This is a genomic window from Pseudomonas sp. StFLB209, from assembly GCF_000829415.1.
Taxonomy (GTDB): domain Bacteria; phylum Pseudomonadota; class Gammaproteobacteria; order Pseudomonadales; family Pseudomonadaceae; genus Aquipseudomonas.
Window position 1 is genome coordinate 6,310,028 of record NZ_AP014637.1, and the last position, 22,346, is coordinate 6,332,373.

24 protein-coding genes are annotated in these 22,346 nt (G+C 60.7%); 1 reads left to right on the forward strand and 23 read right to left on the reverse strand.

The genetic code is table 11. The annotated features are described in order from the left end of the window. Window positions 1-13: 13 nt before the first annotated feature. The 23 genes from PSCI_RS27990 to PSCI_RS28100 form a co-directional block, all read right to left on the reverse strand. On the reverse strand, window positions 14-694 hold the full coding sequence (locus tag PSCI_RS27990; RefSeq protein ID WP_045493537.1) for an SPOR domain-containing protein: 681 nt from the start codon (window positions 692-694) through the stop codon (window positions 14-16). A gap of 18 nt (window positions 695-712) precedes the next feature. Then, a complete protein-coding gene (gene folC, locus PSCI_RS27995; RefSeq protein WP_045493538.1) occupies window positions 713-1,993 on the reverse strand; it encodes a bifunctional tetrahydrofolate synthase/dihydrofolate synthase in 1,281 nt (426 codons plus the stop codon). Continuing rightward, window positions 1,990-2,916: an acetyl-CoA carboxylase, carboxyltransferase subunit beta gene (gene accD / locus PSCI_RS28000; RefSeq protein WP_045493541.1), complete on the reverse strand. Its 927-nt coding sequence runs from the start codon at window positions 2,914-2,916 to the stop codon at window positions 1,990-1,992. Before accD ends, folC begins: the two co-directional genes overlap by 4 nt. 249 nt (window positions 2,917-3,165) lie before the next feature. Continuing rightward, window positions 3,166-3,786 (reverse strand): phosphoribosylanthranilate isomerase, encoded by a 621-nt coding sequence (locus PSCI_RS28005; RefSeq protein ID WP_045493545.1) that lies wholly within the window; start codon window positions 3,784-3,786, stop codon window positions 3,166-3,168. 59 nt (window positions 3,787-3,845) lie between these two features. After that, window positions 3,846-4,670: a tRNA pseudouridine(38-40) synthase TruA gene (truA, locus tag PSCI_RS28010; RefSeq protein ID WP_045493552.1), complete on the reverse strand. Its 825-nt coding sequence runs from the start codon at window positions 4,668-4,670 to the stop codon at window positions 3,846-3,848. Between the two features lie 147 nt (window positions 4,671-4,817). Then, window positions 4,818-7,697: a FimV/HubP family polar landmark protein gene (locus PSCI_RS28015; protein ID WP_045493555.1), complete on the reverse strand. Its 2,880-nt coding sequence runs from the start codon at window positions 7,695-7,697 to the stop codon at window positions 4,818-4,820. A gap of 87 nt (window positions 7,698-7,784) precedes the next feature. Next, on the reverse strand, window positions 7,785-8,795 hold the full coding sequence (locus PSCI_RS28020) for an aspartate-semialdehyde dehydrogenase (RefSeq protein WP_045493558.1): 1,011 nt from the start codon (window positions 8,793-8,795) through the stop codon (window positions 7,785-7,787). An 86-nt stretch (window positions 8,796-8,881) separates the two neighbouring features. Further along, window positions 8,882-9,442, reverse strand: a complete 561-nt coding sequence (locus tag PSCI_RS28025; RefSeq protein WP_045493569.1) for a DUF1285 domain-containing protein — start codon at window positions 9,440-9,442, stop codon at window positions 8,882-8,884. A 7-nt stretch (window positions 9,443-9,449) separates the two neighbouring features. Further along, window positions 9,450-10,052 carry a DUF4823 domain-containing protein gene (locus PSCI_RS28030; RefSeq protein ID WP_045493573.1) on the reverse strand — a complete coding sequence of 201 codons (603 nt, stop codon included), beginning with the start codon at window positions 10,050-10,052 and terminating at the stop codon, window positions 9,450-9,452. An 89-nt stretch (window positions 10,053-10,141) separates the two neighbouring features. Further along, entirely contained in the window at window positions 10,142-10,804 is a 663-nt protein-coding gene (locus tag PSCI_RS28035; RefSeq protein ID WP_045493577.1) for a TetR/AcrR family transcriptional regulator, read from the reverse strand. Window positions 10,805-11,231: 427 nt separating this feature from the next. Next, window positions 11,232-12,017, reverse strand: coding sequence for a TatD family hydrolase (locus tag PSCI_RS28040; protein WP_045493580.1), 786 nt, complete (start codon window positions 12,015-12,017; stop codon window positions 11,232-11,234). Window positions 12,018-12,030: 13 nt separating this feature from the next. Further along, window positions 12,031-12,387, reverse strand: coding sequence for a PilZ domain-containing protein (locus PSCI_RS28045; RefSeq protein ID WP_045493581.1), 357 nt, complete (start codon window positions 12,385-12,387; stop codon window positions 12,031-12,033). A 177-nt stretch (window positions 12,388-12,564) separates the two neighbouring features. Next, on the reverse strand, window positions 12,565-13,551 hold the full coding sequence (locus PSCI_RS28050; protein WP_045493582.1) for a DNA polymerase III subunit delta': 987 nt from the start codon (window positions 13,549-13,551) through the stop codon (window positions 12,565-12,567). Further along, the gene (tmk, locus tag PSCI_RS28055) at window positions 13,544-14,176 is read right to left on the reverse strand and encodes a dTMP kinase (RefSeq protein WP_045493583.1); all 633 of its coding nucleotides are present in this window, start codon (window positions 14,174-14,176) and stop codon (window positions 13,544-13,546) included. Before tmk ends, PSCI_RS28050 begins: the two co-directional genes overlap by 8 nt. Before the next feature lie 16 nt (window positions 14,177-14,192). Beyond that, window positions 14,193-15,311, reverse strand: coding sequence for an endolytic transglycosylase MltG (gene mltG, locus PSCI_RS28060; RefSeq protein ID WP_045493586.1), 1,119 nt, complete (start codon window positions 15,309-15,311; stop codon window positions 14,193-14,195). A gap of 3 nt (window positions 15,312-15,314) precedes the next feature. Then, window positions 15,315-16,130: an aminodeoxychorismate lyase gene (pabC, locus tag PSCI_RS28065; protein ID WP_045493589.1), complete on the reverse strand. Its 816-nt coding sequence runs from the start codon at window positions 16,128-16,130 to the stop codon at window positions 15,315-15,317. After that, the gene (gene fabF / locus PSCI_RS28070; protein WP_084710178.1) at window positions 16,130-17,374 is read right to left on the reverse strand and encodes a beta-ketoacyl-ACP synthase II; all 1,245 of its coding nucleotides are present in this window, start codon (window positions 17,372-17,374) and stop codon (window positions 16,130-16,132) included. Before fabF ends, pabC begins: the two co-directional genes overlap by 1 nt. 255 nt (window positions 17,375-17,629) lie before the next feature. Continuing rightward, the gene (acpP, locus tag PSCI_RS28075; protein WP_025261008.1) at window positions 17,630-17,866 is read right to left on the reverse strand and encodes an acyl carrier protein; all 237 of its coding nucleotides are present in this window, start codon (window positions 17,864-17,866) and stop codon (window positions 17,630-17,632) included. A 199-nt stretch (window positions 17,867-18,065) separates the two neighbouring features. Further along, window positions 18,066-18,806, reverse strand: a complete 741-nt coding sequence (fabG, locus tag PSCI_RS28080; protein ID WP_045493596.1) for a 3-oxoacyl-ACP reductase FabG — start codon at window positions 18,804-18,806, stop codon at window positions 18,066-18,068. 16 nt (window positions 18,807-18,822) lie between these two features. Continuing rightward, on the reverse strand, window positions 18,823-19,761 hold the full coding sequence (gene fabD / locus PSCI_RS28085) for an ACP S-malonyltransferase (protein ID WP_045493599.1): 939 nt from the start codon (window positions 19,759-19,761) through the stop codon (window positions 18,823-18,825). A 109-nt stretch (window positions 19,762-19,870) separates the two neighbouring features. Then, window positions 19,871-20,908, reverse strand: coding sequence for a phosphate acyltransferase PlsX (gene plsX / locus PSCI_RS28090; protein ID WP_045493602.1), 1,038 nt, complete (start codon window positions 20,906-20,908; stop codon window positions 19,871-19,873). 4 nt (window positions 20,909-20,912) lie between these two features. After that, entirely contained in the window at window positions 20,913-21,095 is a 183-nt protein-coding gene (gene rpmF, locus PSCI_RS28095; RefSeq protein WP_009406838.1) for a 50S ribosomal protein L32, read from the reverse strand. A gap of 9 nt (window positions 21,096-21,104) precedes the next feature. After that, window positions 21,105-21,632, reverse strand: coding sequence for a YceD family protein (locus tag PSCI_RS28100; RefSeq protein ID WP_045493607.1), 528 nt, complete (start codon window positions 21,630-21,632; stop codon window positions 21,105-21,107). A 106-nt stretch (window positions 21,633-21,738) separates the two neighbouring features. Here PSCI_RS28100 and PSCI_RS28105 point away from each other — a divergent pair, with 106 nt between their 5' ends. Continuing rightward, window positions 21,739-22,317: a Maf family protein gene (locus PSCI_RS28105; protein WP_045493609.1), complete on the forward strand. Its 579-nt coding sequence runs from the start codon at window positions 21,739-21,741 to the stop codon at window positions 22,315-22,317. Window positions 22,318-22,346 lie beyond the last annotated feature (29 nt).

The following is a 22,346-nucleotide window of genomic DNA, read 5'->3' on the forward strand; positions in this document are numbered from 1 at the left end:
GAAACAGCTGTGTTCAGCCGCGTTCCGGCTGGAAACGCACCACGATACCCTTGAGTTTCTGCTGTTTGTCGAGCTGGTCGCGCAGACGATCGGCTTCGCCACGCTCGATCAGCGGCCCGACGAACACCCGATTGACGCCATCGGAGGTGCGAATGTAAGCGTTGTAGCCTTGGGCACGCAGGGTCTTTTGCAGGTTATCGGCATTGGCCCGATTGGACATGCTGGCCAATTGAACCGACCAGCTGACCGACAGGCCGTTGGCGTCCACACCGCTGGGCGCAGCCGCCTTGGCCTGGGTCGGCGCAGGCGGCTGAACAGGCGTTGACGGCTGGGCAGGCGCTGGCGCGGGCTTGACGGCCGGCTTGGGTGCGCTGGCCACAGGTGCGGAGGCCACAGGTGCAGCGGCAGGCGCCGCTGGAGCCGCCTGCTGGGCCGGCGCCGGGGCAATCGGCCGCGATGGCGGCGCCGTGCTCGGCGCTGGGGTTTCGACCTGAGTGATCTGCTGGGGCTCAGGCACTGCGACCGGCTCGATTTGCACCGGCTGCATCACCGGGGCTTCGGGCGCAGCAGGCGCATCGACCCGCACGCTGCGGGTTTCGTCTTCACGGGTGAACAGCATCGGCAGAAAGATGACCGCAATGGCGATCAGCACCAACGCCCCCACCATCCGCTGTTTGTAAGCCTTGTCCAGCATCGCAGCCACCTTCAGTCCTCAATCAGCGTGATCGGCCAGCCATTCAAGCGCTTCGGCCACGCAGTAAAAAGATCCGAACAACAGGATCTCGTCATCCGCCGTCGCCTGCTCACACTGTGCCAACAGTGCCTGGGCCACGTTCTGATAGGACGTCACGCTCGCACCAAGGTTCTGCAAGCAGGCCTGCAATTGCTCAACCGGCGTGCTACGCGGGGTTGGCAACGGCGTCACAGCCCAATGCGCGACCCCCGCCACCAGCTCGGCAACCACGCCTTCGAGATCCTTGTCGCCCAACAGACCGAACACCGCCAGGCGCTTGCCTGGCACCGGACGCTGGACAAGCCGTTGCGCCAGAAAACGCGCAGCGTGAGGGTTGTGCCCGACATCCAGCAATAGATTGAGGGTTTTGCCTTTCCAGCGCAGCACCCGTCGGTCAAGCCGACCGACAATCCGGGTACCGCTCAGCGCCTCGGCCAACACCCTGGGCTGCCATGGCAGATCGAGCAAGGCATAGGCTTGCAATGCAAGCGCGGCATTCTCCATCGGCAGATCGAGTAGCGGCAGATCAGTCAGCACCAGCGGCTGCCCTGCCCCATTCACTCCTTGCCAGGACCAGGCATTGACGTCGATAGCGACGCTGAAATCCCGACCGCGTAACAAAAATGGGCAGTTGAGCGCTGCTGCCTGCTCCAGCAAGGGTGCAGGCGGATCAAGATCGCCACACAGGGCCGGTTTGCCAGCACGCAAGATGCCGGCCTTCTCGAACGCTACTGACTCACGGGTATTGCCCAGCCAGTCGGCATGGTCCAGACCGATACTGGTGACCAGCGCCAGATCAGCGTCGACCAGATTGACCGCATCCAGACGCCCGCCCAGCCCGACTTCCAGCACCACAGCGTCAAGCCCGGCCTGTTCGAACAGCCAGAATGCCGCCAGCGTGCCCATTTCAAAGTAGGTCAGGGTGATATCACCACGCGCCGCCTCGACAGCGACAAAGGCCTCGCACAATTGAGCATCGCTGACCTGCACGCCTTGCACTTGCACCCGCTCGTTATAGTGCAGCAGGTGCGGCGAACTGTAGACACCCACTTTCAGACCCTGAGCCTGCAACAGTGCCGCCAGAAACGCACAGGTCGAACCCTTGCCGTTGGTGCCGGTCACCGTGATCACTCTGGGCGCCGGACGACTCAGGCCCAACTGACCGGCGACTTGCCGGGCACGGTCCAGCCCCATGTCGATGGCCGACGGGTGCAGTTGCTCCAGATAGGCCAGCCATTGACCCAGGGTCCGCTGTGTCATGCGGTTGCCGGAGTCGGAGCCGGAGTAATCTCGACCACTTCCAGAACCGGCTTGTCAGCCTTTGGCGATGGCAGGTTCATCATCTGCGCCAGCAAGCGACCCAGACGCTCGCGCAGTTCAATGCGCGGAATGATCATGTCGATGGCGCCGTGCTCGATGAGGAACTCGCTGCGCTGGAAGCCTTCAGGCAGCTTTTCACGTACGGTCTGCTCAATCACTCGCGGGCCTGCAAAGCCAACCAGCGCCTTGGGCTCAGCGACGATCACATCACCCAGCATGGCCAGGCTGGCGGAAACGCCGCCGTAGACCGGGTCGGTCAGCACCGAAATGAACGGAATGCCTTCTTCACGCAGCCGCGCCAGCACCGCCGAGGTCTTGGCCATCTGCATCAGCGAGATCAGCGCTTCCTGCATCCGCGCACCGCCGGAGGCCGAAAAGCAGACCATCGGGCAACGGTGCTCAAGGGCATAATTGGCCGCACGCACAAAGCGCTCGCCAACGATCGCACCCATCGAGCCGCCCATGAAGGAGAACTCGAACGCCGAGACCACGATCGGCATGCCCAGCAAGGTCCCGCTCATGGAAATCAGCGCGTCTTTTTCACCGGTCTGCTTTTGTGCAGCGGTCAGACGATCCTTGTACTTCTTGCCATCGCGGAACTTGAGACGGTCTACCGGCTCCAGGTCAGCACCCAGCTCATTGCGACCTTCGGCGTCCAGGAAGATGTTCAGCCGGTTACGCGCACCGATACGCATGTGATGGTCGCACTTGGGGCAGACGTCCAGGGTCTTTTCCAGTTCAGGGCGATACAGCACGGCTTCACAGGATGGGCACTTGTGCCACAGCCCCTCAGGGACCGAGCTTTTCTTGACCTCTGAACGCATGATCGAAGGGATCAGTTTGTCTACCAGCCAGTTGCTCATGCTTTCTTTCTCCAGTGCCGATTCGGCTCCAGCACCCGGCGTTGTAACGCCCGGCACCCGCCCTTGGCTAAATGTGTAAAAAGTGACGAGCAAGGACAGCCTGCGGTCGGCACCTGGCCAGACCTGCCCCTCTCAGCCGTAATACTTGAAACCGCACCCGACGCAAAAGCGTCCGGTTAATCAATTCAGCCCGCACATGTTCATTACCGGGACAGGCTAATGGACGGCGGCAGCTGCCACGCCGTCACATCAGGCTTCACGCACCGCACGCATGAAAGCCCGCACCTTGTCGTGATCCTTTATGCCTTTACTGCGCTCTACCCCGCCACTGACATCCACCGCATAGGGCCTGACCTGAGCAATGGCCTGCGCCACGTTACCCGCGTCAAGACCGCCAGCCAGGATGATCGGCTTGGACAGATCACCGGGAATCAATGACCAGTCGAAGCGCTCCCCCGTGCCACCGGGCACACCCGGCACATAAGCATCAAGCAGGATGCCGCTGGCTTTGCCATAAGCCCGGCAGGCGGCGGCGATATCGTCACCCGGCTTGACCCGCAATGCCTTGATGAAAGGCCGGTGATAGCCGTCGCATGCCTCGGGTGATTCATCACCATGGAATTGCAACAGATCCAGCGGCAATGCATCGAGGGTTTCGTTCAATTCACAGGAACTGGCGTTGACGAACAGGCCAACCGTGGTCACGAAGGGCGGCAGGCCGGCAATGATCGCCCTGGCCTGTTGCACGCTGACCGCACGCGGGCTGGGCGCGTAGAACACGAAGCCCAGCGCGTCGGCACCCGCCTCAACGGCCGCCAATGCATCCTCCAGACGGGTAATCCCGCAGATCTTGCTGCGAACGGCTGACATATGACGAAACCTCAGTCCTTGCGCAAAGTCTCGGATGGTAACAAATGCAGGTTCAGCCGTCAGCCTTCAAGGCCAGCGAAACCGGTCAGAAAATGCGGACCGATGTAACGCTGCGGCAGACCGAATTCATCGGCATACTCGACCTCAACCAGATACAGGCCAAAGGGGTGCGCAGTCACGCCGCCGTTACGCCGCACCCGACTCTGCAGCACTTCATTGATCCACTCCACCGGGCGCTCGCCAGCACCGATGGTCATCAGCACACCGGCAATGTTTCTCACCATGTGATGCAGGAACGCACTGGCCCGTACATCAATGACAATCATCTTGCCGTGACGACTGACGCGCAGGTGATGCATCTGCTTGATCGGCGATTTGGCCTGGCACTGGCCGGCGCGAAACGCGCTGAAATCGTGGGTACCGACCAGATACTGGGCGGCCTCGGCCATGCGCTCGACATCCAGCGGACGATAGTTCCAGGTTACTTCCTCACCCATATGCGCCGGGCGAATCTGATCGTTGTAGATCACATAGCGGTAGCGCCTGGCCTTGGCCTTGAAGCGCGCATGAAAGTGCGCTGGCATGACCTTTGCCCAGGTCACGCTGATGTCATGTGGCAGGCTGGCATTGGCGCCCATGATCCAGGCTTTTTCCGAGCGCTCTGTTTGCGTATCGAAATGCACCACCTGACCGCAGGCATGCACACCGGCATCGGTGCGCCCGGCACACAGCAAGGTGACCGGGGAGGCAGCGACCTTGCCCAGAGCATTTTCCAGTGTTTCTTGTACGGTGGGCACGCCACTGGCCTGACGCTGCCAGCCGTTGTAGCGCGAGCCTTTGTATTCGACGCCTAGCGCGACGCGATGAAAGCCCTCGGCAGCCATCTCGGCGGCCGGGTTGTCTATGTTCGCCAAGGAGTTACAGCCCGTGGGTTGCGAAAAGGGCGGCCATTATAAGGCTGTCGGGCAAAGACGCCAGCGCACGCAGCGAGCAATCCGCCAGATCAGGCGGATCGCTCACCGCGAGCAGGCTCAGGCCAGCCGGGCGAGCATTTCCCGGGCTTCATTTTTCTGCACGTCATCGCCTTCAGTGACCACTTCACCGAGGATATCGCGCGCGCCCTCGGCATCACCCATGTCGATGTAGGCCCGCGCCAGATCCAGCTTGGTCGCAGCCTCGTCAGTACCGGACAGATAATCGAACTCCAGGTCGTCTTCCAGCGCAGCGGCATCACTGGCAGTGAAGCTTGGCGTGTCGAGTGGCGGGCTTTCCAGATCCTGAGACAGACGATCAAGCTCGGCGTTGACGTCGTCGATCTCCGAAGCGAATGCCTCGGTGGCCTGGTCGGTTTCGATTTCATCGGCCAGCGACAGATCGAAGTCTTCCGGCAGCTCAAGGTCATGCCCCAGGCTGTCAGCGCTGCTCAGCCCCAGATCCAGTGGTTCTTCACCCAGACTCAGAAGCAGATCGTCCTCAGTCTTGAGCGCAGCCTCCTCCTGGGTCAGGTTCAGATCGAACTCGTCCAGCGGCTCTTGCGCCTCAGCCACCACCGGCGGCAGCGGCTCAGCATCGAGCAGATCGGCCAGCAGGTCATCTTCAGCCACCACCGGCGACAGCGGCTCGGCGTCGAGCAACTCGGCCAGCGGGTCATCCTCGACAGCCGTCAGCGGCTCGGGTTCGAAGCCGCCGTCATTGAGCAGGTCATCAAGATCGTCAACCGTCACCACCTCGTCAGTGGCAGCCGCCTCGAACTCGTCCAGGCTCAGATCAAAATCGTCATCCGCCGCTGCTATCACAGGCTCTGCTTCGGGCTCCGGCTCGGGCTCTGCCTCCAGGGCAGGCTCCGCCTCGGCCGCTGCCGGCTCATCATCAGCCAGCAGCTCTTCCAGATATTTGGCATCCAGCTCCGCCGCGATCGCCGCCGCAGACGTGGCCGCCGCAGCGGCTGCCACGGCCGCCACCGGCGCCACAGAAGCAGGCGCAGGCTCGGCAGGTTTGGCCAGCTCGATCACAGGCGCCGGTGTCGGCGCCTGCGCTACACCCTTGGTCGAGTGATCGTCTTTTTGCTGCTCGACCTCAGCTTGAAGCTTTCCCGCCGCCACCAGCTTGCGCTCGTGCGCGGCATACGCCTTGTTGTTGCCTTGTTCGGCGTAGATTTCCATCAGTTTCAGACGAATATCGTCGCGCTCGGGAGTCTCTTTCAAGGACTCTTCCAGCAACTCCACGGCCTGGTTCATACGGCCGTAAGCGATATGAATCTCGGCCTGCACCAGCGGGTCGGTCGGTCGCTCACGCGAAGCATTGGCGGCAGCCGCGGCAACGGCAGCCGGGGCCATGGTGTAGCTCGGCGACGGCGTCACCAGGCTGTCGAAGCTGTCCGAAGAGGCGTTCAGGTCCATGTCAGAGACAAACTGCGACTCTTCAGCCAGTGCACGGGCCATATTGCGGTGTTTTTCTTCCTCGGCCCTGGCCCTGTTACGCCGCGCCAGGAACAACAGCAGCAGGGCCAGGAACAGCAAGGCCGCGCCACCGATAAGCCCCAGCAAGATCGGGTTTTCAAGGATAGCCTTGAACGGATCGGTTTCTTCCTGGGCAGCCACCGGCTCTACCGCCAGCGGCTGTTCGGCAGGCGCTGCAGCAGATTGGGCAGCACTGGCTGCCAGCGCATCTTCAGGGGCCAGCTCGCCTATCGGCTTGATCGGCGCGCCACTGGCATCGACGGCTGCAGCCGGCAATGGCGGGCTGACCGCTGGTGCGGCACCGGCACCGGCACCGGCAGCCTGCATCTTGGCCAACTGATCATTCTTGAGTTCCATCAACCGCTGCAGTTTGTCCAACTGGCTTTGCAGGTCGGTCAGGCGACTGTTGAGTTCAGCGTTGTCGCGCCGCGAGGTGTCCAGCGCCTCCTGGGTAACAGCCAGCTTGTTGGCCAGATCATTGTCAGTCGCCGCGCCCTTGCTGCCAGGCGCCTTATTGGCCGCGACCAGGCTGAGATTGTCAGGGGTCTCGACCCGGGCTGGCGCCGCTCCGGTGCCGGCACGCCGGGTCGCGTCGACCTGACGCTGACCGGCTGCACTGCGGCGCCCGTCACGCCAGGCCTGATACTGCCGGGCCACTTCGGCAATCGCCTGGCCTTGCGGCAGCGCGGTGGCCTGTTGAGCCGTTGGCAGGCGCAGCACCTGACCACGCTTGAGGCGGTTGATGTTGCCACCAATGAAAGCGTCCGGATTCAACGCCTGGATCGCCAGCATGGTCTGTTGAATGCTGCCGCCATTGCGTACCTTGGCTGCGATCTCCCACAACGTGTCGTTGTTGCTGGTCACGTACTGCTCGGGCTTGTCTACCGCCGGCGGCGGCAGCGCGGGCTGGGCAGGCGCGGGCGGCGGAGCGGCGGGCGGTTGCGCGGCAGGCGCCTGCACGGTCGCCGCCGGGGCGACCGCAGGCAGTTGCACAGGCGCTGCGGCCGGGGCCGGGGCCGGAGCAGGCGCTGACGCAGCCGTTTCGGAAGAGAAGCGCGGCGGGTCGAGCAACAGGCTGTATTCGCGCTGGGCACGACCGTTGGGCGACAGCACCTGAACCAGGAATTTTACATAAGGATCGGTCACCGGCTTGCTGGAGGTGACGCGCAACACGCTCTTGCCACCGGGGTTAATCACCGGGGTAAAGGTCAGGTCATTAAGGAAAGCCTGGCGGGTGACCCCTGCCTGAGAGGAATCTGCCGTGGTTCCCAGACTGGGTACCAGTTGCGAAGCATTGATGCCACGGGCATCGGTCAGCTCGATTTCAGCCACCAGCGGCTGGTTCAGGGTCGATTTGACCGACAGCTCGCCGAGCCCCAAAGCGTGTACTGCACCCGACGACAGCGCCGAAGCCGCAGCAATCGCTACTACCAGTTTACGAACCTGAACCATAGCCCATCCCTTGTTTGAAGACTCTCCGAAACCGGAGTAAGGCGTGTTGCCGCTAGAATCATTATCCAAATCGTTGCCAAGTATCTTTTACACATGGCCTTTTATCAACAACTCAGCCACTTGCACAGCATTGAGCGCCGCACCTTTGCGCACATTGTCGCAAGTCAGCCACAGGCTGAGCTGGCGTGAATCGTCGATACCGCGGCGCACCCGGCCGACATACACCACATCCTGCCCTACCGCATCGCCCACCGGGGTCGGGTAATCTCCGGCATCGACCAACTCCACGCCCGGCGCGGCATCCAGGCGCTTATTGACCAACGCCAGGTCGACATCCTGGGCGGTTTGCAGCGATATGCTGAAACTGTCGCCGAAAAATACCGGCACCTGGATACAAGTAGCGCAGACCTTGAGTAAAGGCAGCGCCAGCAATTCGCGCAACTCGCTGACCAGACGTTTTTCTTGCGGCGCATGACCGTGCTCATCCGGCGTACCGACCTGGGCAAGCAGGTTAAAAGCCACCTGGCGATCATAAAACCGCGGTTCAAGAGGCCGCATGTTGAGCAACTCGGCGGTCTGCCGCGCCAGCTCGCTGACACCCTCACGCCCCAAGGTCGAGACGGCCATGCAGGCCGTCACATCGACGCGCTGGATATCCAGCACCTCGCGCAGCGGCGCCAAAGCCAGAGCCAGCGCCGTCGCCGCCGAGCCCGGATTGCTCAACAACAGTGGCGCAGAGCGGCCAGCAAGCTGCGCGGCGTTGATTTCCGGCACCAGCAGCGATGCCTGCTGGTGATCGAAGGCGCCGGACAAATCAATGACCGAACAGCCCGCCTGCAGGGCACGCGGCGCAAAACTGCGACTGATCGCAGCGCCTGCGGCAAAAAACGCCAGGCCGACTCTGGAAAAGTCAAACGCGTCCACTTCCCGCGCACGCAGATTCTTGCCTTTGAATGGCAACGAGGTACCTGACGATTCGGCACTGGCCAGCAAATGCAATTCGCTCAGTGGAAAGTCGCGCTCCTCAAGAATCTGGACGATGGTTTCGCCCACGGTTCCGGTGGCGCCGATCACGGCGATAGCAAAGGGCTGACTCATGCATAAACCTCAGGGAAAAATGGGGAGCGGCACTTTACCCGCGCCACGGATGCCAGGCAATCAAGGCTGCCCGCTCTAGACTGCTTTCATGGCTCTGGGCCAATAGGAAAAAACACACCATGGCTCCACACGCCCAACCAGCGCTGGCCGTCCAATTCGGCAGACACGGCCAGGTCGACCAATTGATAGAAGACATTGCGATGCAGCAGCGCCTCCAGATTGGCGCGCACCAGCACATAAGGGGCCGGTTCAAGGGTGACTGGGTCGGTTTCGACCCGCAGCGGATGTTGCGGGCCGATCTCGACCTGATCATCGACGTGGGTGACCAGGCTCAGAATCTGGCGCTCGCCCGCCCCGCTGACACTGAGAGAGATGGCCACAAAAGGCGCGTCATCCACCTGGATGCCGACCTTTTCTACCGGTGTGACCAGAAAGTAGTCATCGCCATCGCGACGGATGATGTTGGAAAACAGCTGGACCATGGGCTTGCGGCCAATCGGCGACCCTTGGTAGTACCAAGTGCCGTCACGGGCGATACGCATATCGATATCGCCACAAAATGCCGGATTCCACAGATGCACCGGCGCAGGACCCCGGCCTTTGGGGAGTTGCGCCAGCAGGTCGGAGGTCTTGCCTGAATCGCTCATACCGGTCCTATCGAGAGACACCTATCAAGCCACGAGCATATTGCTCCATGGGCGGACCAAGCAAATCTTCGGGACGGGTGTCGTAAAGCGTCAGCAAACCGCCACGACTGCGGATTCGTGCGCTGTCGATCAAGTATTGCGTGGAGGTTTCGATCAGCATCATCTGAATGACCCCGCTGTCGATGCCAAAGCGATCCAGCGCTTCTTCATCAGCCCACTGGTCCCAAGTGCCGATCCGGTCGTCAGCACGGGCGAAACGGGTATACAACAGGTAGTGCGCACCAGCACTGCGGGCTTCGCTCAAGGCTTGATCGAGACCCACCGGGGCACGGGCACGGCGCACCAGGGGAAAGAACTCGATGAAGTTATTGAAAGCCTCTTCGGCCACTACGTTAGGACGCGGATAAGCCCTGCCTGGCGGCACGAAGGCCGCTTGAGCGATATAGATAAAGGAGTCGGGCTGCAGGCGAAAGTTACTGGTCCGCCGGGTCTGGCTGTGATCGAGCAGCCCGGCATCGCTGAACTGCTCGTGAACGCCATCGGCCATGTCGCTGACTTTCATGCAGCCACCAAGCGCGACAAGCGCCAGCAGCAGAATCAGGCTACGCATCATTACTCTCCCAAAAACCGGTGACGAAAAACCGGCGAATGGCCGTCGGATGCAGCTTCCGCGCCATTTTCACCTACCCGGCAGGAAACTCATTTCGCCGCAGGGTCGGGTTTTACTTCAACAGCCAGCTCAGGGTCGCGCTTGCGTTTGTTGCCCATGCGCACGCCGATGTCCATCAGGAACTGGAAAAAGCCTTCCTGATCTTCGAGCACATTGCTCCAGAACGGCGAGTGGTACAGCGCCACAGCGCCGTGGACCAATGCCCAGGCGGCACAATAATGGAAGTATGGCGGGACATCTTCGAGCTTGCCTTCGTTGATACGCCCCTTGATAAGCAAGGTCAGATGCTCAAAGTTAGAGGCACGAATGCGGTGCAGCTCTTCGACCATTTCCGGCACCTGGTTGCCCTTGACCACTTTTTCTTCGAGGCGGTCGAACAACCGGTAACGCTGCGGGTCGCGCATGCGGAACTCGAAGTAGGCCCGTGACAGCGCCTCCTTGTCACGATCGACATCGGCCGAGTGCAGCAATTCGTTGAGATCGCGCTCGTAATCAAGCATCAGCCGCAGATAGATCTCGGCCTTGGACTTGAAGTGCTTGTAGATCGTCCCTTTGCCGATCCCGACCGCGTCGGCGATCATCTCGACAGTGACACTGTCCTCACCCTGCTCCAGAAAAAGCTTCAGTGCGGTGTCGAGAATTTCCTGTTCACGGCGGCGAAATTCACGGACCTTTCGAGGTTCTTTTTGCATAGTGAGAGGGTCTGCAAGGCTCAAAATCGAAGCCGGGTATTATGCCTAATTGGCGCGAAAATGCACTGTTCATCCATCTTGTCGAGCACCCGCTGTCTGCATTTCGCCCCCCCTGCCCTGCAAGGCTGGCACTTGCGGCACAAACCGCCGGACACAGTGGCCCCCCATCAAGGCTGCCCAACCCTATACATCAATCAGGCACTCAATAACGGTTTTAGTATTCCAAAACTGTTTAAAAAATGACCAATGGCGACTGGCAGGCCAGGTATTCTCATCAATACTTAAAGCGTTGGTACGCATTCCCCCCAAATGCCGCACCAATAAAGGCATTCATGGATGGCATGCCTTTGTTTTACTCCTAATGGTCTTGACCCGGTTTCACCCCCCAGAATCCGGGTTTCTTTTTGCCTGCTGTTTTTGTCTGGCCTCAACGCTGCAAGTGGGCCAGAGGAAACAACCGGGCGAAGTTATCGGTGGTCTGCTCAGCGAAGCGCTCGTAGCTTTCACCGCGCAGCATGGCCAGAAACTGGGCGACTTCACGCACATATTGCGGCAAGTTGGGTTTGCCACGGTAAGGTATCGGCGCCAGGTAAGGAGAGTCAGTCTCGACCAGCAACCGGTCGGCCGGAACCTGACGAGCCACATCACGCAACGCATCAGCATTGCGGAAGGTGACGATGCCCGACAACGAGATATAAAACCCCAGATCCAGAGCGGCTTTGGCCATTTCCCAGTCTTCAGTGAAGCAATGCAGCACGCCGGCCTGAGGCAATGCCGCCTCACGCAATAACTGCAGAGTATCGCTGCGCGCCGCGCGGGTATGCACGATCACCGGCTTGCCGGTAATCCGTGCGGCCTCCAGGTGCAGGCGAAACGACGCCTGCTGCAGTTCGGCCGCCTCAGGCTCGTAATGGTAATCCAGGCCGGTTTCACCGATGGCCACCACCCGCGGGTGATCCAGCTCCCGGAGCAGCCATTGCAGTGCAGGCTCCTCGCCGGGTTTGAGGTCCAGCGGATGAACGCCCACCGAACAGTCGACATCGGCATAGCGCTCAGCCAGTGCCTTGACCGTTGCGGCGTTGTCAGCGCTGACACCGATGCACAGAAAATGACCTACCCCCTGGTCACGTGCCGCTTGCAGCGCGGCATCCAGAGAACCCTGATGCAGGGTCAGGTCGAGGCGGTCCAGATGGCAATGAGAATCTATAAGCATGAATAAGGCACAGTCACATCGTATGGGTGGGGCGGTCGGACTTCAGGGCACCGGCCAGGTAGGTTTCGATCAGGTTGCGGGCAGTATTGTCACCGTCGTTGAACTGCACACCGACACCGGCGGTGCGATTGCCCTGAGCGCCTTTGGGGGTGACCCAGATGACTTTGCCGGCGACCGGGACTTTTTCCGGCTCGTCCATCAGGTTCAGGAGCATGAACACTTCATCGCCCAGCTTGTAATTCTTGGGGGTCGGAATGAACAACCCGCCATGCTTGATGAACGGCATATAGGCGGCGTAGAGCACGGACTTGTCCTTGATGGTCAGGGACAGGATGCCGTTACGCGGACCAGGATTGATCGGCAGGCTCATTGCATCTCCTTGGAATAACGTTCAGCGCTGAGGGTACCTCTAAAAACGTAAGCGAGGCAGTCAGCGCAAGGCGAAAACAGGCGAGGAAGCGGAGTTTACGGGTTGTAAATGAGCATTCCGAGCCTGTTTTCAACGCAGTGATGGCAACGTAGGTAGTTTTTAGAAGTGCCCTTGAGTCTACCCTTGTCCGGGCAGCGCCGCCCACTGCACCAGCAGTGCCTCAAGCAGCAGCACACGGTTGAGGTTGGCCTTGCCCATGACTTTCTGGCGCTGGGCAAGCACCCAGTCCTGCATCCCCAGCACTTTGCCACGCGGCGACTTCTGCGCCAGATACTGCACCACCTTATGCATGTCAGCCAGCCCGAGGCCGTTTTCATCCTCAGTCATCTGGTAACGCAGAATAAGATGCGCCCAATCGCAAAACCAGTCGAACAGCAGCAACAGGGGAACATCTTTCCATCCCTCGGCGAGCTGGGTCGGCGATAGCTGCTGCTTGAGCAGCTTCTTGACCCCGTCAACGACCAGCGCACGCTGCTCAATGACGCCCTGCCCGTGCAGCTTGAGGGCCAGCAATGGCGAACCGGCAGCCAGTGCCAGCAGGTCGTTGCGCAATTGCGCGTCACCGTCCGGCAAGGCGGCACTGAGCCATTGCAGACTGGCCGCCTCACCGGGCAACGGGCAAGCCTGTTGCACGCAGCGGCTCTTGATGGTCGGCAGCAGACGGCTGGGCTGGTGGCTGACCAGCAGCAGCACGGTATTGCCCGAGGGCTCTTCGAGGCTTTTCAAAACGGCATTGGACGCATTGATGTTCATCGCCTCCACCGGCTCGACCAGCACCACCTTGCGCCCGCCCATCTGCGCGGTCTGCACCACGAAGTTGACCAGCTCACGGACCTGATCGACCTTGATCGGCTTATCGTCTTCTTCAGGCTCAAGCACGAAGTTGTCCGGGTGGCTACCGGCGGCCAGCAACTGGCAGGATTTGCATTGCCCACAGGCACCCTGCGGCGCGGGTCGCTGGCACAACAGAAACGCCATCAACCGCTCCGCCAGGGCGCGCTTGCCAATACCGGCCGGGCCGTGCAGCAGATAAGCATGCGCGTGTTGCGTACGACCGGCCAGTTGCTGCCAGAGCGCCGCCTGCCACGGATAGGCCTCAGCCACGGCAGCGCTCCAGCAAGCCCGGCAGCAGGGCGGACAATGACGCCTGAACCTCAGCCAGCGGCTGGGCGGCATCAATCAACTGGTAACGCTCAGGCGCTGCAGCAGCGCGCTGCAAATAGGCACCGCGCACAGCTTCGAAAAAGTCACGGCCTTCCTGCTCGAAACGATCCAGCCGGCCACGCGCCGCAGCACGGGACAGGCCAATCTCCACCGGCAGATCGAAAACCAGCGTCAGGTCAGGGCGCAGCGAACCCTGGACGAACTGCTCAAGGGTCGCGATGCGCTCTTGCGACAGGCCGCGCCCGCCGCCTTGATAAGCGTACGTGGCATCCGTGAAACGGTCACAGAGCACCACCGCGCCCCGATCCAGCGCCGGGCGAATCACCTCAGCCAGATGCTGGGCACGGGCCGCGAAAACCAGCAGCAACTCAGCGTCGGCGTGCATGACCTCGTCGCTGGGCGCCAGGAGGATTTCCCGAATCCGCTCAGCCAGCGGCGTGCCGCCAGGCTCTCGGGTCAGCACGACATCTACACCACGAGCGCGTAATTGCTCGGCAAGAAAATCACGATTGGTACTTTTACCGGCGCCTTCCGGCCCTTCGAGGGTAATAAACAGGCCAGTCACAGGCAGTCCTTGAAATTCATTGGGCAGACGACTCACTGTCGGGCGCGTCAGGCGCCTGGACGGGGTCGGTCTGTACCGGGGTGGATTCGTCAGCAGAGGGCAGCGGTGCCGGGCTGGAGCGATAATCGGTGCGGCGCTTGAGCTGATACTCACGCACCGCCGCATTGTGCTGGTCCAGATTGACAGAAAACACATGACTACCATCGCCCTTGGCCACGAAGTACAGGCTACGCCCCGGCACCGGCTGCAGAGCCGCATGAATCGCTTCACGCCCGGCCAGGGCAATCGGGGTCGGTGGCAAACCGGAAATCACATAGGTGTTGTAGGGCGTGGGTTCACGCAGATCAGCTCGGGTGATCTTGCCGTTGTAGCGCTCGCCCATGCCATAGATGACGGTCGGGTCGGTCTGCAGCAACATGCCGATCTGCATACGGCGCACGAACACCCCGGCGATCTGGCCGCGCTCTTGCGGCACGCCGGTTTCTTTCTCTACCAAAGACGCCATGATCAGCGCCTGATAAGGATCGCTGTACGGAAGATCCGGGGCACGCTGGCGCCACTCTTCGTCCAGCACCAGCTCCAGGCGTTTGTAGGCCTGCTTGAGCAACTCGGCATCGGTCATGCCACGCACATAGTGATAGGTATCAGGAAAGAAGCGACCTTCAGGAAATATATCCGGATACCCCAGGCGCGCCATCAGCTCACTGTCACTGAGCCCGGCCAGGGTCTGTCCCAACTTGGGCTGGCGCTCCAGGGCGCTGCGCACCTGGCGGAAATTCCAGCCCTCAACCAGAGTAATGGTGTATTGCACCACTTCCTTGCGTTTCCAGATCCCGAACAGGTCCTGCACACTCATGCCCGGCGTCATGCGGTACTCACCGCTGTGCAACGGCTGGCCGGCCAGATTGAAACGCCAGTAGAGGCGCAGCAGGAATGCGTCGTTGATCACCCCGTCGGCTTCCAGGCGATTGAGCACGCCCGAAGGGCTGGAGCCGCTCGGCACATCGAGCAACTGCTCTTGGGCAACGTTGAGCGGTTGATGCAATGCCTGGTTCTGTCGCCAGATGCCATAGCCCAGCACCAGAACCCCCACGACCACAGCGGTTTCCAGCAAAACCAGTAATTTTCGAATCACGAATCAGCTACCCAGAAGTGCGTACGCAACAGCCTGCATTCTACGGGTGAGCGGCCCGACCGGCCAGTTCAGCTGAGCAAAGCCGCGAACCGGCCAGATGCCATATACGCTGTTACAAACAAAGAGTTCGTCCGCCTGCTCCAGGTCGGACATCGACAGGTCGCGGACTTCGACAGCGATCCCCAGGGTTGGTGCCTGATCGAGCAATTCGGCACGCATGACACCGGCCACCCCACAGCGCAGCAGATCAGCCGTGATCAGCCGTCCGTCACGCACCACAAACAGGTTGCTGTACACCCCTTCGACCGGGCGGCCGCTGGTGTCGCGCATCAGCCCTTCGGCAAACTCCGGCGTTTGCCATTCGGCGCGGGCCAGCACCTGCTCCAGCCGGTTGAGATGCTTGATACCGGCCAACAGGGGCTGCTCGGCCAGGCGGGTCTGGCATTCGTAAAGACGAACCCCCTGTGCAAAGTGACCCGCAGGGTAAACCGGCGCGGGCGAGCCTTGCAGGATACGCCGTGGCGCGGAACCGGCAGCCGGTGCATAACCGCGCTGGCTGTCGCCACGCGTGAGGATCAGCTTCATCACACCGGCATCCAGCTGCCTGGCAAAGCGGGTCATTTCAGCGCGGATCAACGCCAGGTCAGCCTCTATGCCCAGACGCTGGCAGGAGACGGCCAGACGCTGCACATGGCGATCGAACAGCAGCGGCTGCCCGGCCCGCACAGCGATGGTCTCGAACAGCCCATCGCCATAGGCCAGCCCGCGGTTAGCCAATGCCAGGCTGTCTGCCGGCTGGCCGTCGACCCACGCCGTCATCACTCGCTGAACCGGCGGAACACCAGCGAGCCATTGGTACCGCCAAATCCGAAGGAGTTGGACAGCACGACATCGATCGGCATACCCCGCGCCTGATGAGCGACAAAGTCCAGATCGCAGCCTTCGCTTGGCTCATCGAGGTTGATGGTCGGCGGAGCAACCTGATCCAGCAGGGCCAGCACGCTGAAAATCGCCTCGACAGCACCGGCAGCGCCTAGCAGGTGGCCGGTCATCGATTTGGTGGAGCTGACCGCCAGTTTGTAGGCATGTTCGCCGAACACCGTCTTGATCGCCTGGGCTTCGGCAAGGTCACCGGCAGGTGTCGAAGTACCGTGCGCATTGATGTACTGCACCTGCTCGGGATTGATCCGCGCATCGCGCAGGGCATTGACGATACAACGCGCAGCACCGGCGCCGTTATCTGGCGGCGAGGTCATGTGGAAGGCGTCGCCGCTCATACCGAAACCGACCAGCTCGGCCAGAATGTTGGCGCCTCGCGCCTTGGCGTGCTCAAGTTCTTCAAGCACCATTGCACCGGCACCGTCGGACAGAACAAAGCCGTCACGGTCCTTGTCCCACGGACGGCTGGCACGAACCGGATCGTCATTGCGGGTCGACAGCGCACGCGCTGCGCCAAAACCGCCCATGCCCAGACCGCAAGCAGCCATCTCTGCGCCGCCCGCGATCATCACGTCGGCTTCGCCGTAGGCGATATTGCGCGCCGCCATGCCGATACAGTGAGTTCCGGTGGTGCAGGCGGTGGAAATGGCGTAGTTAGGCCCTTGTGCACCCAGGTGGATGGACAGGAAGCCGGAAATCATGTTGATGATCGAGCCAGGCACGAAGAACGGCGAAATACGCCCAGGGCCTTGCTCATGCATCAGTCGACTGCTGGTTTCAATATTGGTCAGGCCACCAATGCCCGAACCCATGGCGACACCAACGCGCTCACGGTTGGCATCAGTCACTTCCAGCCCGGCATTACGCACCGCCTGAAAGCTGGCCGCCAGGCCATACTGAATGAAAAGATCGACCCGCCGCGCCTCTTTGGGCGCCAGGTACTGGCTGACGTCAAACCCTTTGACCGAACCACCAAAACGCGTGGTGAAAGCCGACAGGTCGGTGTGCTCGATAGGACCGATACCACTTTGCCCTGCCAGAATGCCTTGCCAACTGCTGGGTACATCGTTACCCAGTGGCGATATCATTCCCATCCCGGTGACCACGACGCGTCTACGCGACACAGGACTCTCCTTCTCTCTCGTTGGCGATACATCTTCAGGGTGCATCCAAAAACTGCCTGCGTGGCCATCACTGGGTTGAAAACCGGTTCACAATGCTCGTCGACAAACCGTCAACGGCGCTTGCCCGCCTGTTTTTCGTCGTGCTGGCTGCCTCGCCTGAGCCTTCAGAGACACCTTTATCTTTACTAAAGAAAAAACCGCACGCCGGTAAGCAGTGCGGTTTTTCCCATAACAGCAATCAGCGATTACGAAAAATCAGCCCTGGTGGCTGTTCACGTAGTCGATGGCAGCCTGAACGGTGGTGATCTTCTCGGCTTCTTCGTCAGGGATTTCGGTCTCGAATTCCTCTTCCAGAGCCATTACCAGCTCAACAGTGTCCAGGGAGTCAGCGCCCAGGTCTTCAACGAAAGAAGCAGTGTTGACAACCTCTTCTTCTTTGACGCCAAGTTGCTCGGCAACGATTTTCTTGACGCGCTCTTCGATGGTGCTCATACCTAGTTTTAACTCCTAGTGGAAATGTTCAGGCATTTGGCCGGTGGCTAAGTGTATAGAAGAGGTTTTGCGCTTTTCAAGCTCAAAGCTCCCCTCCCGCTCCGTCACGACCCAGTACCCATTAAAAGATTGCAGCTTTATAACGGATTTTAGACAGCTCGTATGACATTTTTCTGAAACGAGCGTTTATAAAATCCGGTTACATGTACATCCCGCCATTGACCGGAATGGTCGTACCGGTCACATAACCCGCGCCTTCAGAGGCCAGGAACGCTACAACATTGGCGATTTCCTGTGCCTGGCCCAGACGCCCCAGAGGAATCTGGGTCAGCAAGGCCTCACGCTGGGCCTCAGGCAACTCACGGGTCATATCAGTATCAATGAAGCCTGGCGCGACAGCGTTCACGGTCACAGCACGCGAACCGAGCTCACGCGCCAGGGCACGACTGAAACCTTCCAGCCCCGCCTTCGCGGAAGCGTAGTTTACTTGACCGGCATTGCCCATGGCACCGACTACCGAACCAATATTGATGATCCGCCCCCAACGCGCCTTGGTCATACCCCGCAACACACCCTTGGACAGGCGGTAGAGGCTGTTGAGGTTGGTATCGATGACGTCGTTCCACTCGTCATCTTTCATGCGCATCATCAGGTTATCGCGGGTGATGCCGGCATTATTGACCAGGATCAACGGCGTGCCTACACGCTCGACGATGGTCGCCAGGACCGCTTCGACCGACTCGGCCTTGGTCACATCCAGCGCCAGACCAAAGCCTTCGATGCCGCTTTCCTTGAAGGTCGCAGTGATGCGCTCTGCACCGGCCTCAGACGTCGCAGTGCCGACGACAACGGCACCGTTGCGGCCCAGTTCCAGAGCGATAGCCTGGCCAATACCACGACTGGCACCGGTTACCAGTGCAACTTTACCTTGCAGACTCATGCAGGTTTCTCCTTATTCAGGCCAGTGCCGCACGGGCGGCAGCAAAGGCGTCAGGGGTATCCAGGTTGTAAGTCACCACGCCATCGGCGCAGCGTTTGTTGAGGCCGGCCAGCACTTTGCCCGGACCACACTCCACCAGTTGGGTCACACCCAGGCCCGCCAGGCACTGAATGGACTCGACCCAACGTACAGGCTTGTACAACTGTTCAAGCAGATCACGCTTGAGGGTCGCCAGATCAGTGACCGCCGCGGCGCTGACGTTCTGCACCAGCGCGATTTCCGGCGCCTGCCAGTCGATAGCTTCAACCGACTCGGCAAAGCGTTCGGCCGCCGGGCGCATCAGCTCGCAGTGCGACGGCACGCTGACCGGCAACGGCAGGGCGCGCTTGGCGCCTGCGGCCTTGCACAGCTCGATGGCACGCGCCACCGCCTCGGCATTACCGGCGATCACCACCTGGCCTGGCGAATTGAAGTTGACCGCACTGACAACCTGACCTTGCGCAGCTTCAGCACAAGCGGCTCTGACCTGGTCATCATTGAGCCCCAGGATTGCAGCCATGCCGCCCTGACCGGCCGGCACCGCTTCCTGCATCAACTGACCACGTCGTTCGACCAGCTTTACAGCATCGGCCAGTGTCAGACTGTTGGCCGCCACCAGAGCACTGTATTCGCCCAGGCTGTGACCGGCCACGTAAGCAGGAACCGCACCACCCTCGGCCAGCCATACATGCCATAGCGCGATGGAGGCCGTCAGAATGGCCGGCTGGGTCTTGTCGGTCTGATTAAGCAGCTCGGCAGGCCCCTGCTGGGTCAAGGCCCACAGGTCATATCCCAGAGCGTCGGACGCCTGCTCAAAGGTATCGAGGATCAATGGATGCTGCGCACCTTGCTCGGCGAGCATGCCGAGCGATTGCGATCCTTGACCCGGAAAGACGAATGCGAGGGATGCAGACATGTAACAGGCCCCTGATTGGTTATCTTGAAAAATAGGCCCCCGGCCCAGCCGGCGGCAGTGAAGCAAATCGATATGACTGAACGTTTGGATGACGCTCTGACGGCCAGCGTCACATTTCCGGCGCCCCCGGCGACAAGCCCGGCAACAGCGCCTCAAGCCGCCCGCGCAGACGCTGCGGCAGGTTGTCCTGGATCTGCACGACGGTACGCAGGATTGCACTCTGCAAGCCCTCAACCCCGGCCGCCCCGTGACTCTTGACCACAATGCCCTGCAAGCCCAGCAGGCTCGCACCATTGTGCCGCGCCGGTGCAAACTCGGCCTGCAGACGCTTGAGCACAGGCAAAGCCACCACGCCCGCCGCCCTGCCAAGCAGACCCTGCCTGAATAGCGTTTCAATTCGTGCAGCGATCATGGTCGCCAGGCCTTCGCTGGACTTGAGCAATACATTGCCGACAAAGCCATCGCACACCACCACATCAGCCTCCCCACGATAGAGCCCGTCACCTTCAACGAACCCGATGTAGTTCAGACCTGGCGCCGCCTGCAACAACGCTGCCGCCTGACGAACCTGCTGATTGCCCTTGATGTCCTCGGTACCGACATTGAGCAGCGCGACCCTTGGCCGCACCACCCCCATGACCTCGGCATTCACAGCACCCATTACAGCGAACTGATACAGGTTTTCGGCACTGCAATCGACATTGGCTCCCAGATCCAGCAACTGACAATAGCCGGTACGGGTCGGAATTGCCGCCACCATCGCCGGACGATCGATACCCGGCAGGGTCTTGAGCACAAAACGCGACAAGGCCATCAGCGCTCCGGTATTACCGGCACTGACGCACGCCTGAGCCTGACCGCCAGCCACCAGCCCGAGGGCGACACGCATTGATGAGTCGGGCTTGCCGCGCAGGGCCTGGGACGGTTTTTCATCCATACCAATCACTTCGCTGGCATGCACAACGTGCAGGCGTGCGCGGTCGACCTTGCGATGGGAGGCAATCAGTTCGTCAATAAGGGGAGCTTGGCCGACAAGGGCCAGGTGGAGCGAGGGGGTAGCAGCCAGGCAGGCGATACTTGCCTGAACAATGCTGCGGGGACCGAAGTCCCCGCCCATTGCGTCGATCGCGATGATCGGAGCGGACAAGAAATTACTCGTCAGCGCCCTTGTCGATCACTTTGCGGCCACGGTATACGCCTTCTGGCGAAACGTGGTGGCGCAGGTGAACTTCGCCAGTGGTTTTTTCCACGGACAGAGCGTTCGCTTCGAGAGCGTCGTGCGAACGACGCATATCGCGAGCAGAGCGGGATTTTTTGTTCTGTTGAACAGCCATAATTAACTCCTAAACGTTTGGGTCACGCTTTAATTGCGCCAATACACTGAACGGGTTGGACCGTGTTACCTCGTCCACGCTCGGTTCGGGCTCATCGAGACCCGCCGGTTGCTGGCATTCTTCAGGATGATGAGCAGGCACGATTGGCAAGGCGAGCAGAAGCTCTTCCTCAATCAATGCCAGCAGATCCAAAGGATCCTCGCCCAGTTCCAACACGTCATAGCCTTTCGGCAACGATTGGGTGTTCGCACCCTCCTTCACCACAACGTAAGTACATTCGCTCTGGATCGGCAGGGTAACCAGCTCAAGACAACGCTGGCAAACCATCTTGACCGAGGTCTTGAGCCGACTGTGGAAAACCGCAGTGCGACGCTCGTCACGCTCAAAAATGAAGTTGGCCTGAACCGCACCGGCGTTATCAGCCAATGGGTCGCAGAGTCTTTGCAGGTCAGCCAGCAGCACTTCACCCTGGAGGGTCGTGCCGCGATCAGCCAACTTGCGCGGGTCAATATGAGATGGAATCGGGTCATTCAACATAGGCGCAGCATTCTAGGGATGCACCTTTAGCATGTCAAAGGAAATTCAGGCCTATCAGGGCTTGCCGGCACTTATTAGAATTGCGGCTCAGACCACGGAGAATCGCATGCCTTCCCTGCTCCTTGCTTCCAGCTCGCCGTATCGACGTCAATTGCTCGCCCGACTGCGCCTGCCATTCACCTGCAGCTCGCCGGACATAGACGAAAGCCGCCTGCCCGGCGAGAGTGCCACCCATCTGGTAAAGCGCCTGGCACAACAAAAAGCCCAGGCCCTGGCCGGCGATCACCCGGACCACCTGATCATCGGCTCCGATCAGGTGGCCGTGCTCGGTGACGAAGTACTCGGCAAGCCGCACGACTTCGAGCGGGCGCTGGCGCAACTGTCGGCCGCCAGCGGCCAAAGCGTAAGCTTTCTTACCGGCCTGGCCGTGCTGAACACCCGCACTGGCCAATGCCAGGTCGACTGCGTGCCGTTCACCGTGCACATGCGCGAACTGGACACAGACACCCTGCAACGCTACCTGCATGCCGAGCAACCCTACGACTGCGCCGGCAGCTTCAAGGCCGAAGGGCTTGGTGTAATGCTGTTTCGCAGCACCGAAGGACCAGACGCCACCAGCCTGGTCGGACTGCCCCTTATCCGCTTGGTAGACATGCTGATGCAAGAAGGCGTGAGCATTCCCTGAACACCCCAGAAACAACAAACCCGACCAAT